Annotated in this window: 10 protein-coding genes; 3 read left to right on the top strand and 7 right to left on the bottom strand. The window is 63.6% G+C overall.

The window, feature by feature from the left end; all coding sequences use genetic code 11:
- Nucleotides 1–55 precede the first annotated feature (55 nt).
- The 5 genes from ppdK to QQL76_RS11270 form a co-directional block, all read right to left on the bottom strand.
- Nucleotides 56–2,728 (bottom strand): pyruvate, phosphate dikinase, encoded by a 2,673-nt coding sequence (gene ppdK / locus QQL76_RS11290; protein WP_499207717.1) that lies wholly within the window; start codon nt 2,726–2,728, stop codon nt 56–58.
- 125 nt (nt 2,729–2,853) lie between these two features.
- Entirely contained in the window at nt 2,854–3,165 is a 312-nt protein-coding gene (locus QQL76_RS11285) for a PilZ domain-containing protein (protein WP_499207716.1), read from the bottom strand.
- Between the two features lie 87 nt (nt 3,166–3,252).
- The gene (smc, locus tag QQL76_RS11280) at nt 3,253–6,714 is read right to left on the bottom strand and encodes a chromosome segregation SMC family protein (protein WP_499207715.1); all 3,462 of its coding nucleotides are present in this window, start codon (nt 6,712–6,714) and stop codon (nt 3,253–3,255) included.
- A gap of 90 nt (nt 6,715–6,804) precedes the next feature.
- Entirely contained in the window at nt 6,805–7,548 is a 744-nt protein-coding gene (locus QQL76_RS11275; RefSeq protein ID WP_499207714.1) for a DsbA family protein, read from the bottom strand.
- 118 nt (nt 7,549–7,666) lie between these two features.
- A complete protein-coding gene (locus tag QQL76_RS11270) occupies nt 7,667–8,164 on the bottom strand; it encodes a DUF721 domain-containing protein (RefSeq protein ID WP_126011114.1) in 498 nt (165 codons plus the stop codon).
- Nucleotides 8,165–8,279: 115 nt separating this feature from the next.
- Between QQL76_RS11270 and mutY the strand changes: the two genes are divergently transcribed.
- On the top strand, nt 8,280–9,368 hold the full coding sequence (mutY, locus tag QQL76_RS11265) for an A/G-specific adenine glycosylase (RefSeq protein ID WP_499207713.1): 1,089 nt from the start codon (nt 8,280–8,282) through the stop codon (nt 9,366–9,368).
- Nucleotides 9,369–9,392: 24 nt separating this feature from the next.
- The gene (locus QQL76_RS11260) at nt 9,393–10,007 is read left to right on the top strand and encodes an HAD family hydrolase (RefSeq protein WP_499207712.1); all 615 of its coding nucleotides are present in this window, start codon (nt 9,393–9,395) and stop codon (nt 10,005–10,007) included.
- A gap of 72 nt (nt 10,008–10,079) precedes the next feature.
- On the opposite strand, the gene QQL76_RS11255 is transcribed toward QQL76_RS11260, so the two are convergent.
- Nucleotides 10,080–11,228, bottom strand: coding sequence for a site-specific DNA-methyltransferase (locus QQL76_RS11255; RefSeq protein ID WP_499207711.1), 1,149 nt, complete (start codon nt 11,226–11,228; stop codon nt 10,080–10,082).
- A 196-nt stretch (nt 11,229–11,424) separates the two neighbouring features.
- On the opposite strand from QQL76_RS11255, the gene QQL76_RS11250 reads away from it, so the two are divergent.
- On the top strand, nt 11,425–12,114 hold the full coding sequence (locus QQL76_RS11250; protein ID WP_499207710.1) for an HAD family hydrolase: 690 nt from the start codon (nt 11,425–11,427) through the stop codon (nt 12,112–12,114).
- Nucleotides 12,115–12,138: 24 nt separating this feature from the next.
- Here QQL76_RS11250 and QQL76_RS11245 read toward each other — a convergent pair whose 3' ends face one another.
- The gene (locus QQL76_RS11245; RefSeq protein WP_499207709.1) at nt 12,139–12,693 is read right to left on the bottom strand and encodes a hypothetical protein; all 555 of its coding nucleotides are present in this window, start codon (nt 12,691–12,693) and stop codon (nt 12,139–12,141) included.
- Nucleotides 12,694–12,761: the final 68 nt, after the last annotated feature.

The raw sequence follows: 12,761 nt of genomic DNA, 5'->3' as shown, positions 1-12,761 counted from the left end.
CCAGGATGTCGCCGGGGCGCTCATTGCGCACCCCGGCTGAATCGAAGCGTGACGACTATTCGGCCTGTGCACCGCGGATCGAGGCTTGCGCTGCTGCAAGCCGTGCGATCGGAACGCGGAACGGCGAACACGACACATAGTCGAGCCCCGTTTCCTCGCAGAACGTGATCGACGACGGATCCCCACCATGCTCGCCGCAGATGCCGAGCTTGATGTCCGGCCGGCGATCACGTCCTGCTTTCGAGGCGATTTCCACAAGCGCGCCCACACCGTCGATATCGATGGACACGAACGGATCCTGCTCGATGATGCCCTTCTGCTGATAGGTCTGCAGGAAGGTGGCGGCATCGTCGCGCGAAATGCCGAAGGTCGTTTGCGTCAAATCATTCGTGCCGAAGGAGAAGAACTCCGCGGTCTCGGCAATCGAGCCAGCGCGGATCGCTGCGCGCGGCAACTCGATCATGGTGCCAACCAGATAGTCGAAGCGGGCACCGGTTTCCGCCATCACCTCTTCGGCGACGGCATCGATGCGGGCCTTCACGAAGTCCAGTTCGCTCTTCAGGCCGACGAGCGGCACCATGACTTCCGGCACGACCATCTCGCCCGCCTTGCCGGCAGCTTCGACAGCCGCCTCGAAGATCGCGCGCGCCTGCATCTCCGCAATCTCGGGGTAGGAAACCGCAAGGCGGCAGCCGCGATGGCCAAGCATCGGATTGAATTCGTGCAGCGCCTCGACACGTTCGCGCAGAAGGTCCTCGGCGACACCCATCGCCTCGCACACTTCCGCGATTTCCTCGTCCGACTTCGGCAGGAACTCGTGCAGCGGCGGATCGAGAAGCCGGATCGTCACCGGCAGGCCCGCCATGATGTCGAACAGCTCGACGAAATCGGAACGCTGCATCGGCAATAGCTTGGCGAGCGCCTCGCGGCGGCCTGCTTCGTTGTCGGCAAGGATCATCTCGCGCATTGCCACGATGCGCTTGCCTTCGAAGAACATGTGCTCGGTGCGGCAAAGGCCGATGCCTTCGGCACCGAATGAACGCGCGGCTTTCGCGTCTGCGGGCGTTTCGGCGTTGGTGCGCACCTTCATGCGGCGCGCCGCATCCGCCCATTCCATCAGCTTGCCGAAATCGCCGGAGAGTTCCGGCTGCAGCATCGTTACCTTGCCGCGAATGACCTGGCCGGTCGAACCGTCGAGCGTGATGACGTCGCCCTTTTTCAGCAAGCCGGATGGCGTCTGGATCGTTTCGGCCTTCATGTCGACGCGGATGCCGCCTGCACCCGAGACGCATGGCGTTCCCATGCCGCGGGCGACGACGGCCGCGTGGCTCGTCATGCCGCCGCGTGTCGTCAGAATACCTTCCGACGCATGCATGCCGTGGATATCCTCGGGGCTCGTCTCGATGCGCACGAGGATCACCGGCCGGCCTTCCTTGGCCTTGGCGACGGCATCTTCGGAGGTGAAGACGATTTCACCGGTCGCCGCGCCCGGCGATGCCGGCAGGCCTTTGGCGATCACATCGCGGGTCGAGCCCGGATCGATCGTCGGGTGCAGCAATTGGTCGAGCGAAGCCGGATCGACGCGGCAGACCGCCTCGTTCGGCGTAATCACGCCTTCCGCCGCCATGTCGACGGCAATTTTCAGCGCAGCTTTCGCCGTGCGCTTGCCGGATCGCGTCTGCAGCATCCAGAGCTTGCCGCTCTCGACGGTGAACTCGACATCCTGCATGTCGCGGTAATGCGCTTCCAGCCGATCGCAGATCGAAGTGAATTCGCGGAACGTGTCGGGCATCAGCTTTTCGAGCGACGGCTTGTCGGAGCCCGATTCAATGCGCGCCTGCTCGGTCAGGTCTTGCGGCGTGCGAATGCCGGCCACGACGTCCTCGCCCTGCGCGTTGACGAGGAACTCGCCGTAAAGCCGCTTCTCGCCGGTCGATGGATTGCGCGTGAATGCGACCCCCGTGGCTGAAGTGTTGCCGAGATTGCCGAACACCATCGCCTGCACGTTGACGGCCGTGCCCCAGGCTGCGGGAATGTTGTGAAGCTGGCGGTAGGTGATCGCGCGCGCGTTCATCCAGCTCGAGAATACCGCGCCGATCGCGCCCCAAAGCTGGTCGGATGGTTCCTGCGGGAACGGTGCGCCAGTTTCCTGCTCGACCAGTGCCTTGAAGCGGGTGATCACGCCCTGCCAATCGGCGGCGCTCATGTCCGTGTCCAGCTCGTAGCCAAGCGTTGCCTTGGCGTCTTCGAGGATTTCCTCGAAGTGCTCGTGATCGACGTCGAGAACGACGCTCGAATACATCTGGATGAAGCGGCGATAGCTGTCATAGGCGAAGCGCTCGTCACCGGCATCCTTGGCGAGAGCGATGACCGTCTCGTCGTTGAGGCCAAGATTGAGGACGGTGTCCATCATGCCCGGCATGGATGCGCGCGCGCCGGAGCGCACGGAGAGCAGGAGCGGCTTTTCCTGGCCACCGAACTCACGTCCGACCGAGCGGCCAACGGATGCCAGAGCGGCATCGACATCGGCCTTCAGCGTCTCCGGATAGGCTTTGCCGTGGTCGTAGAACCACTTGCAAACCTCGGTCGTGATGGTGAAACCGGGGGGCACGGGAAGCCCCAGACCGCACATCTCGGCGAGATTGGCGCCCTTGCCTCCCAAGAGATTGCGGTCGGACGCGCTGCCCTCAGCCTTGCCGTCGCCGAAACCATAGACCCACTTTGCCATCCAGCTTCTCCCGTTGGACGTCGAACCGTCTGCAGTGCGCTTATAGAATATCGGCGCCGGAATAAACGGTGTCTTTGGTGGTGTGCACCATCGTCTGAAGAGAAGACCTGGATGACACTGGCCGCTCAGGCGCGGGCAAGCGCTCTTGACCGGAAGAACGACTCGACCTTGGCGGTCGTGTTGGTCGACCGCTTGAAGATCACGCCGATGCGCTGCGGCGAGCGCCAGACGATGCGGCCCTGCAGCCATCCGAGCTCCGGCGCGTAAATATCGATCTCGTCGCCCTTGTTGAGCGAAGCATAGGCGCTGATCCGAATGGATATTCCCGTGCGCGACAGATCGAAGGCACGGCCGCGATGAGTGCGCTCGCCATGCCTGATTTGGACATCAAAATCGCATCGCCGTCGCGGCTCGCGCCGCTGGTCTGGAAGCATCATGCTCTCCGACAACCACCGCTGACCAGGGTGTATCATGCCGGAGCAGGTGTTTCGCGTCAGGAAATGCGAAGGCTCAAATTGAAGCGATCAGCTCGCTTCGCGGATTTGCTCGGCTGTTTCCAGGTCCACGGAGACGAGCTGGGACACGCCCTGCTCTGCCATGGTGACGCCGAAGAGCCTGTTCATGCGCGCCATGGTGATCGGATTGTGGGTGATGAGGATGAACCGCGTCTCGGTCGATGCCGCCATCTCGTCCATCAGATTGCAGAAGCGCTCCACATTGTGGTCGTCGAGGGGTGCATCCACCTCGTCGAGCACGCAGATCGGCGCCGGGTTGGTCAGGAACACCGCAAAGATCAGCGCCATCGCCGTCAGCGCCTGCTCGCCGCCAGACAATAGCGTCATGGTCTGCGGCTTCTTGCCGGGCGGCCGGGCGAGGATTTCGAGCCCAGCCTCCAGCGGATCGTCGGATTCGATGAGCTGAAGCTCCGCCGTCCCGCCGCCAAAGAGATGGGTAAACAAGCGGCGAAATTGCTGGTCCACCACCTCGAATGCCGCCAGCAAGCGCTCGCGGCCCTCGCGGTTGAGGCTCTGGATGGCGCCACGCAGTTTGCGGATCGCCTCGATCACGTCTTCCCGCTCGCCGACGATCTGATCCAGCCGCTCGGAGAGTTCCTGGCTTTCCGCTTCCGCCCGAAGATTGACGGCGCCGAGCCTTTCGCGATCCACCTTCAGCTGCTCCAGCCTTCGGTCGGTCACCAGCGGATCGGGCAAAGGCTGGTCATGACCAAGCCCGGTGTGCCGGATGGCCTCGTGCGGATGGCAGCCAAGCGCATCGCGGATGCGCGCCTCGATCTCCTCGCGCCGTTCGCGCGCGGCGTGCAGGCGCTCTTCCGCTCGCCCGCGCTCCTCGCGCGAGGAAGCCAGCGCGGAAAGCGCATCATTGGCAGCCTGATCAAGCTTCTTCTGGCGGGCATCGGCCTCGTTCAACCGGTCACGCGCCTCGCGACGCAACCTCTCGGCCTCTTTCAACTGCCCGAGAAGTGCCACCCGCTTCTCGTCCAGATCGTCGGGCGATGTATCGAGCGTCATGGCCTCGGCGCTTGCTTCTTCCCGCCGCTTCTTGAGCTCCGCGATATGCGCTTCGGCGCCCGCCGCGCGTTCCATCCACGCCTTGCGCTCCCCGTTGATTGCCTCGATGCGGCGTCCACGGGCTTCTTTCTCCCGCAACCCCGCATCGTGCCGCGACCGCGCCTCGGCCGCGGCCGTACGGCCCTGTGCCAGCACGAGCGTAGCGGCGGACAAGCGTTGATCGAGGGCCGACAGATCCGGCGCCTCGGCAAGCTGCGCCCTGGCTGCCGCCAGCGCTTCGCTCAGTTCGGCGAGCGTGGCGGATGTCTGCGCATGGGTTTCATCGAGCACCGCCTTGCGGCTCGCGAACTGGCCGGCGGCACGTTCGGCATCCTGCAATGCGTCACGGGCACGGTCGACCTGCCGCGCCATCTCGTCGCGCTTGCCGCGCAGGAGTTTCATTGCTTCCGTGGCCAACTGGACAGCGGTCTTGGCGGCATCGAGCGCAGCCTCCGCCTTCCTAACCTCCTCGGAGGCGGCAACCGCCTCGGCATCCAATTCTGCCAGCCGATTTTTCTGCTCGAGCCTGAGTGCCGCGGCCGTCGGCGCGTCCGCGCCGGCCACGAAGCCATCCCACCGCCACAGAGCGCCGTTGCGGGTCACGATCCTCTGCCCAGGCTTCAACAGCGCCTGAATGCGCGGCCCGTCCGAGGCTTCAACGAGCCCTACTTGCCGCAGCCGTCGCGCCAGCGCCTGAGGTGCATCGACATGGTTGGCGAGTGATTGAACGCCTTCCGGCAGATCTCCGTCAGCCTCCCCGTCGCCCGTGAAACGCCAATGGGCGGGCGCGCGCTCGTCGAGAGGTTGATCGAGATCGTCACCGAGCGCCGCTCCAAGGGCTTTTTCAAAGCCGCGGTCCACTCGCATGCTTTCGACGACGGCTGGATAGGCGCCACTAGCCGCTCCGCCTGCCAGCATCTTGCGGATCGTGCGCGCCTCGGTCTCGATGGCATTCAGCGCCGCGCGGGCCTTGTCGAGAGGGCCGCGCATCTGTGGCTCGCGCTCGCGCGCCTGCTCCAGTGCAGTTTCCGCGTCGACCAGTTGCAGCCGCAGGGTCTCCGCCTCTGCCAGCACGGCCTCCAGCGCCTGCCGTTTCGCTTCCGGATCGGGCAAGCCTGCGATCTTCCCGTTGATCTCGTCGCGTTCCTTCTCGATGGAACGCAGTTGCCCGGCCGTACGGGCTTCCCGATCGGTCAGGTCGCGGAGGCTGCGCTCATGCTGGTTGCGCGCCGCCGCAGCTTCCGCCCGCTCGGCCGTGACCGCGGCGACGACCGATTCAGCTTCAGTCAAAGCGGTCGCAGTCCGTTCGACCGCAGCTCTCGCCTGTGTTTCGAGATCGACGGATGCGGCCAGCAACGATTTCAGTTCGGCCTGCTCGGCGTCGAGCTTTGCAATCGCGCCCTTGTTATCGGCGATGAGCGCTTCTTCACGGGCGACGTCGCGAACGAGTTGTGCCAGCCGCTGCTGCAGCTCTTCGCGGCGCCGCGTGATGCGATCGACTTCGGCGTCGAGCTGCGTCCTTGCAATTTCGAGCCGCTGCAGCGCAGCGCCTGCTTTTCCAGCCGCATCGCGCAATTCGGGGATCCGGTGCGCGCCGATCGCCTGCGCCTTCACCGCTTCCATCTGCGCCTGCGCCCGCTCGGCCACCGTGCTCGTCGCCTGCGCAAGAACGGACTGGGCTTCGCCCTCGGCCTTCTTGTCGCTCACCCAGCGAATGTGGAGCAGCGTCGCCTCGGCAGCACGAATGTCGGCGGACAGTTGCTTGAAGCGGTTTGCCTGCCGCGCCTGTCGTTTCAAGCTGTCGATCTGGCTGCGCAATTCACCGGTCACGTCGTCCAGACGTTCGAGGTTCGTCTCGGCTGCCCTCAAGCGCAGCTCGGCCTCGTGGCGGCGCGAATGCAGGCCTGAAATGCCGGCTGCCTCTTCCAGAAGTTGGCGGCGGGCCTGCGGTTTGGCCTGGATCAACTCGCCGATGCGGCCCTGCCCCACCATGGAAGGCGAGCGCGCGCCGGTCGAGGCGTCGGCGAAGAGCAGCTGCACGTCCTTGGCACGCGCTTCCTTGCCGTTGATACGATAGACGGACCCCGCCTCCCGCTCGATGCGCCGCGTCACCTGGATTTCGTCGTGGTCGTTGAAACCGGCCGGTGCCGTGCGGTCCGAATTGTCGAGGTGGAGGCCAACTTCAGCCGTGTTGCGTGCCGGGCGATTGCCGGATCCCGAGAAGATCACGTCGTCCATGCCGGACGCGCGCATATTCTTGTAGGAGTTTTCGCCCATCACCCAGCGGATCGCTTCCACCAGATTGGACTTTCCGCAGCCATTCGGGCCGACGACACCCGTCAACCCGCGCTCGATGATGAATTCGGAAGGCTCTACGAAGGATTTGAAGCCGATCAGGCGAAGCTTGGTGAACTTCATCCGTCACGGTCCCGCAAGACGAGCGCTGCCATCAAAGAAAAAGGCGGACGCGCGAGCGCATCCGCCTTTTCCAGGAATGAAATTGTGCGGTCAGAGATTGGCGTCGATGATTGCGGACATCTGCTCAATCGACATGTTCCCGGCATAGCGCTCGCCGTTGATGATGAAGGTCGGCGTAGACTGAACTTGGAATTCCTCTGCGGCTTTCTGCCTGACGGCATTCACATCATCCAGAAGTTCCTGGTTCGTCAAGCAAGCCTCGAAGGACTCTTGTGTAAAACCGGCCATCCGCGAGATCTGAAGCAGGGCACCGCGCGCATCCTGTGCAGCAGCCCAGCTCGACTGTTGTTCGAAAAGCATGTCGACCATCGGGAAATACTGTCCCTCTGGCGCGCAGCGAGCAAGCATCGCACCGGCGGCAGCGCGCGGATCGAAGGGGAAGTCGCGCACGATGAAGCGCACCTGGCCGCCGTCGATATACTTCGTCTTCAGCGCATCGAAGGTCTCGTTATGGAACGATGCGCAGTGCGGGCAGGTCAGCGACATGTATTCGACGATGGTAACCGGCGCATCGGCCTCGCCCAGAAACATCTCTGGCAGCGGGCCTTCCTCGAGCACGGCTTCCATATCGACGCTGCCCTGCGATGCAGGCGCTTCGACGGCAGCGGCCGAACCGGTGTCGGCCTGTGCAAGTTCGATCGGCGCTTCGCTCGTCGCCGTCTGCGAGTTGGCTTCATCGGCGCAGGCCGCGACGGCGAGCGCCATCAGGCTCACGGCGGCGAGGCGCGCGATTGTCTGGCGCTTGGCGGTTGGCGTCGCGATGCGGTTCGTCATGAGGCAATCAACCCTTTTTCACATGTCTGCGGTGGTACCGACCGATATAGTGACAATTGTGGCGGAACAAGAGAGCCTTAATCGCCGCGCTTCAACAAGGCGTGAGCCTATCGCCACCTCAGCCGTGCTTCTTCTGGGTCATCACAGCCCTGCCAAGCTTTTCCAGAGCAGCCTTCAGTCGATCGTCTTCGATGTCGCCCAGCATTTTCGACAAATGCTGCGCCTTGTCCTGCGGCAGCGGCGGAGCCCGTCGCTTTGGCCGGTTCAACGGTGTCACCGGCTTTTGGACGATCTTGATGCGCTGCACTGCCGGAAAGCCGAAGAAGCCGTTGATCCTGTCGATGAATTCGCCCAGCTGATGGCTGAGAAACAAGGCGCGCGCACCTTCGCAGGCGACAACCAGCGTGCCGGGCTCGAAGCCGCCATCCGCCTGTCCTTCACTGGCGCGGCGCTGCCAGACGATCTTTTCCGGCTTCGTGCAGTCAGCAAATTCCGGTCCGGCAATATCTTCCCAGGAGCCGAGCAGCATCGTGTTGATGCCCGCCCGCTTGGCAAGGATCGGATCGACAAGGCCATTGGCGATCTCGGCGATCTGGAAGAGCGTTTTGCGTCGCATCGCGGCTTGTCGTTCCCGTTGGAAAGCGGCTGAAGGCCGTGGTATCGAGCCGGTGATGAAGCTTCAATCCCCCCACCCTTACAGGATCGGCACCACTGCCGAAAGGCTGGCCTGAATGGCCCGGTCCGCTGCGCAATCCGCTCCGTCCGAGAGAATCGCCGATGCCTTGCTGGCCTGGTACGACAGGCACCACCGCGAGCTGCCATGGCGGGTCACACCCGGCCGGCAGCAGGCGGGCGAGCGCGCCGATCCCTACCGGGTGTGGCTCTCTGAAATCATGCTGCAGCAGACGACCGTGCAGGCCGTTGGATCGTTCTATGCGAAGTTTCTGGCGCTATGGCCAACGGTCGCCGATCTCGCCGCGGCCGATGAAGAAGACGTGCTGAAGGCCTGGGCCGGGCTCGGCTACTACTCGCGCGCCCGCAATCTGAAGCGCGCCGCCGAAGCGGTCGTTCGGGATCATGGCGGCAAGTTTCCATCAGACGCCACCGGTCTGCACTCGCTGCCTGGTATCGGCGACTATACGGCCGGTGCGGTTGCCGCGATCGCCTTCAACCGCGCCGAACCCGTCGTCGACGGCAATGTGGAGCGGGTTTTCACCCGCCTTTTCGCCATCGAAACGCCCCTGCCCGCCGCCAAGCCCGAGATCCGCAGGCTTGTCGCGACCGAGGTGCCCGCCGCCCGGCCGGGAGACTTTGCCCAGGCGACCATGGATCTCGGCGCGACGATCTGCACGCCGCGTCGGCCATCCTGCATCCTTTGCCCGCTGCGCGACCGCTGCATGGCTCTTCGCAACGGCGATCCGGAGCGTTTTCCGCTGAAGGCGGCCAAAAAAGAAAAGCCGGTCCGGCGCGCAGCCGCCTTCGTCGCGGTCGATCCCGCCGGCGCCGTTCTGCTGCGCAAACGCCCTGGCACGGGCCTGCTTGCCGGCATGAGCGAGGTGCCGACCTCCGAATTCACCGCGCGGCTCGATGGTGACACCTCTACCGAGGCCGCGCCGTTCCCGGCTGCCTGGACGCTTGCCGGCACGATCAAGCACGTCTTCACCCATTTCGAATTGCGGCTCGACGTCTACCGGGCCGAGCTCTCCGAAAGGCCTGCGACCAACATCGGCTGGTGGTCGACCCGTGACGACATTTCAGGCGAAGCTTTGCCGACTGTCATGAAGAAGGCGCTTGCCTGCGCTATCCCCGACATCTTCTGACCCTCTCACTATTCGGACTTGTTCATGACCACTGCCATCCGCCACATCGTGTTCGACATCGGCAAGGTGCTGATCCATTACGATCCCGACCTGCCCTACAAGCGCCTGATCCCCGATGAGGCGGAGCGGCAGCGCTTCTTTGCCGAAATCTGCACGCATGAATGGAACATCGAGCAGGATCGCGGCCGCACGTGGGAGGAAGCCGAGACGCTCCTGATCGCCACGCACCCGGAGCACGCCGAAGACATCCGCGCCTTTCGGCAGCACTGGCACGAGATGGTGCCGCACGCCTATGAAGAGAGCGTCGACATCATGCTGGGCCTGATCGATGCCGGCCATGACGTGACGATGCTGACCAATTTTGCCGCCGATACGTTCGCCGAGGCCAGAAAGCGCTTCGATTTCCTCAACAGGCCGCGCGGGGTCACGGTTTCGGGCGAGATCAAAGTCATCAAGCCGGATCGAGCGATCTACGACATCCACGCCGAGACTTTCGGCCTCGATCCGGCGGCATCGCTCTTCATCGACGACACGCTGGCCAATGTTCAAGGCGCGATCGATGCCGGCTGGCAGGCCGTGCATTTCCAGAACGCCAAAACGCTCAAGGCGGACCTTGAGCGTTTCGGCCTCTCGACGTGACTGGAGGTACTCACACCGTCGAGGGGTTCTAAGGGCGGCGTCTATCTCGACGCTGCCTATGAAGTCTTTCGATCAGCCGGCGATCGCCATCTGATCGCGCACGATGCGGCGCAGCGCATCGATCGGATCAAGGCGTCCTTCACGGCGTACGTGCCAGAAGGTCCAGCCATTGCAGGCCTCGAAACCCTGGACCTTCGCGCCGATCCGGTGGATCGAGCCCGCTTCGCCGCCGCTCGTTACCGTGCCGTCGGCGCGCACGATGGCGCTGAACTTGCCGCGCTGGTCCGTCAGCACCGTGCCCGGCAGGATCATTCCGGATTCCACCAGCGCACTGAACGCTACGCGCGGCTCGGCGCGCTTGCTCGAAACGATCGTCAATTCGGCTTTTCCGAGCGGTTCGACGGCTGCAATGCGCCGCTCGGCAACGTCGATATAGGACTGTTCGCGTTCGATCCCGACGTAATTGCGACCCAGCCGCTTGGCGACGGCGCCGGTCGTCCCCGATCCGAAGAAGGGATCAACCACGAGATCTCCCGGGCGGGATGTAGCCATCATGATGCGGGCCAGCAGTGCTTCGGGTTTCTGGGTCGGGTGTGCCTTGCGGCCGTCCTCATCCTTGATCCGCTCGCCGCCCGAGCAGATGGGAAACAGCCAGTCCGAGCGCATCTGCACATCGTCATTGGCCGCCTTCATCGCATCGTAGTTGAACGTGTAGCTCTTCGCGTCGGGATCCCGGCTCGCCCAGATCAGGGTTTCATGGGCATTCTGGAACCGGCGCCCACGGAAATTTGGCATCGGATTGGTCTTGCGCCAGACGACGTCGTTCAGGATCCAAAAGTTCAGATCCTGCAGCGTCGCGCCCACACGGAAGATGTTGTGGTAGGAGCCGATGACCCAGATCGACCCCGTCGGCTTCAGCACCCGGCGGCAGGCGAGCAACCAGGCGCGGGTAAAGGCATCATAGGCCTCGAAGGATGCGAACTGGTCCCAGTGATCGTCCACCGCATCGACCTTCGACTGGTCCGGGCGATGCAGGTCACCGCCAAGCTGCAGGTTGTAGGGTGGATCGGCGAAGATCAGATCGACGGACTGCGACGGCAGCTTCTCGAGCGCAGCAACACAGTCGCCTTTCAGGATCGTGTTGATCGGAAAACCCGTCGTGGTGGACGGCTTAACACTTGTCGCCCTGGCGCGGGCGGCGGAGGCAGTCACGGAGGCCATGGGATACCCGGTTACGCATTACTCGGAACAACTTGTCCTCATGGTTGACGAATATGGTTACGAAAGCCTGAAGCCCGATCGATTTATGCGCCGATCGATAACGGATCATGCGGGCGCTAAGGGTGTTCGAAGGCTGCGGCGCATGATATGCCGGCCGCAAATTGCAAAGATTGTTGAGTAAGAAAGCCTGCGCGCCATGGACGGACTGGACCTCATCATATTCGATTGCGACGGCGTGCTCGTCGATTCCGAGATCATCGCAGCGGAAGTCGAGGCGCGTATCCTGACCGAGGCTGGCTATCCCATCGAGGCTGGCGAAATGGCCGAGCGCTTTGCGGGCCTGACGTGGAAAGACATTCTGCTGACGGTCGAGCGCGAAGCGTCGATACCGCTTCAGGCGACACTGCTTGAAAAGTCCGAAAAGCTTCTCGACGAAAAGCTGGCCAAGAGTGTGAAAGCGATCGAGGGCGTGGCATCGGCACTGCGCCAGATCGATGCGCCCCGATGCATCTGCTCGAACTCTTCGACGAAGCGCCTCGAGATCATGCTCAAGCGCACGCAGCTCTGGGACAGTTTTGCGCCGAACATCTATTCGGCAAAATCGCTTGGCGAAAACCGCACCAAGCCGAAGCCCGACATTTTCTTGCACGGTGCGGAGCAGATGAAGGCGGATCCTGCCCGCGTCGTCGTGATCGAGGACTCCGTCCACGGCGTTACGGCGGCGACGGCTGCCGGTATGCGGGTCATCGGCTTTACCGGCGCCTCGCACGCCTATCCGGCGCTTGCGGGACGGCTGATGGACGCCGGCGCCCAGACTGTCGTGTCGCGGATGGCGGATTTGCCGGCAACCGTAAAGGCGCTTGCCGGCTGGTCGGAACTCATCTGAGTCCCGACGCTCTGTTCGTGGCGCTTACGGCGTGTCGTACGGGCCTTCGTCGAACCCCACGAAGACGCGGACGCCGCGCGCGTTGGCGGCGGGAATTCGAACATTGGTGTCCGAGAAGAGAAACTGCCCGCTGCCCTGGTCGACCGTGGCCGAGAAATTGGTGAGCTGGGAATAGAGAACCTCTTCACCGCGCACCGCTGCCACGCGGATTGGCATCTGGACCGTGCCGGGCGCTCCCGCCGGACCGACGACGATGCGGCCGGCAGCGGTAACGTTCATGACGATCTCGCTGCCGCTCAGCGTGCACTGCCGTGTCGTTTCGGCGAGCGACACCTGGTAACGCACCTGCGCCGGGTCGCTCTGGTCGTTGCCGGCATAGGTACGATAGAACGCAGTGCCGTCGCGCAGACCGACGGTTGGGCACGTGCCCTGAACCACCGGCGTCGTTGCCGCAGCCGTATCCGGCCCGCCGCGCACCGCCGTGGCCAATGGACCGCTTCCCCCACCCGAGGGCGAACATGCCACAAGCGCGACCAGCGACATCAGCGCAGCACCACGACGAAGATTGAGAACTGACACAGACAAGAGCCTCCGTTCTGACCGGTTGGTGGACGATATACACGAGGCGCGCTCCGCATCAAACGGCT

Origin of the sequence: Rhizobium albus (assembly GCA_030160035.1) — a bacterium.
Lineage (GTDB): Bacteria > Pseudomonadota > Alphaproteobacteria > Rhizobiales > Rhizobiaceae > Georhizobium > Georhizobium albus.
The sequence above is the reverse complement of the archived record's forward strand: the minus strand, read 5'-3'. Positions and strand labels throughout refer to the sequence as shown.

Coding starts and splice junctions, on each gene's coding strand:
- ppdK (WP_499207717.1), bottom strand. CDS start 2,728: ATGGCAAAGTGGGTCTATGGTTTCGGCGACGGCAAGGCTGAGGGCAGC.
- QQL76_RS11285 (WP_499207716.1), bottom strand. CDS start 3,165: ATGATGCTTCCAGACCAGCGGCGCGAGCCGCGACGGCGATGCGATTTT.
- smc (WP_499207715.1), bottom strand. CDS start 6,714: ATGAAGTTCACCAAGCTTCGCCTGATCGGCTTCAAATCCTTCGTAGAG.
- QQL76_RS11275 (WP_499207714.1), bottom strand. CDS start 7,548: ATGACGAACCGCATCGCGACGCCAACCGCCAAGCGCCAGACAATCGCG.
- QQL76_RS11270 (WP_126011114.1), bottom strand. CDS start 8,164: ATGCGACGCAAAACGCTCTTCCAGATCGCCGAGATCGCCAATGGCCTT.
- mutY (WP_499207713.1), top strand. CDS start 8,280: ATGGCCCGGTCCGCTGCGCAATCCGCTCCGTCCGAGAGAATCGCCGAT.
- QQL76_RS11260 (WP_499207712.1), top strand. CDS start 9,393: ATGACCACTGCCATCCGCCACATCGTGTTCGACATCGGCAAGGTGCTG.
- QQL76_RS11255 (WP_499207711.1), bottom strand. CDS start 11,228: ATGGCCTCCGTGACTGCCTCCGCCGCCCGCGCCAGGGCGACAAGTGTT.
- QQL76_RS11250 (WP_499207710.1), top strand. CDS start 11,425: ATGGACGGACTGGACCTCATCATATTCGATTGCGACGGCGTGCTCGTC.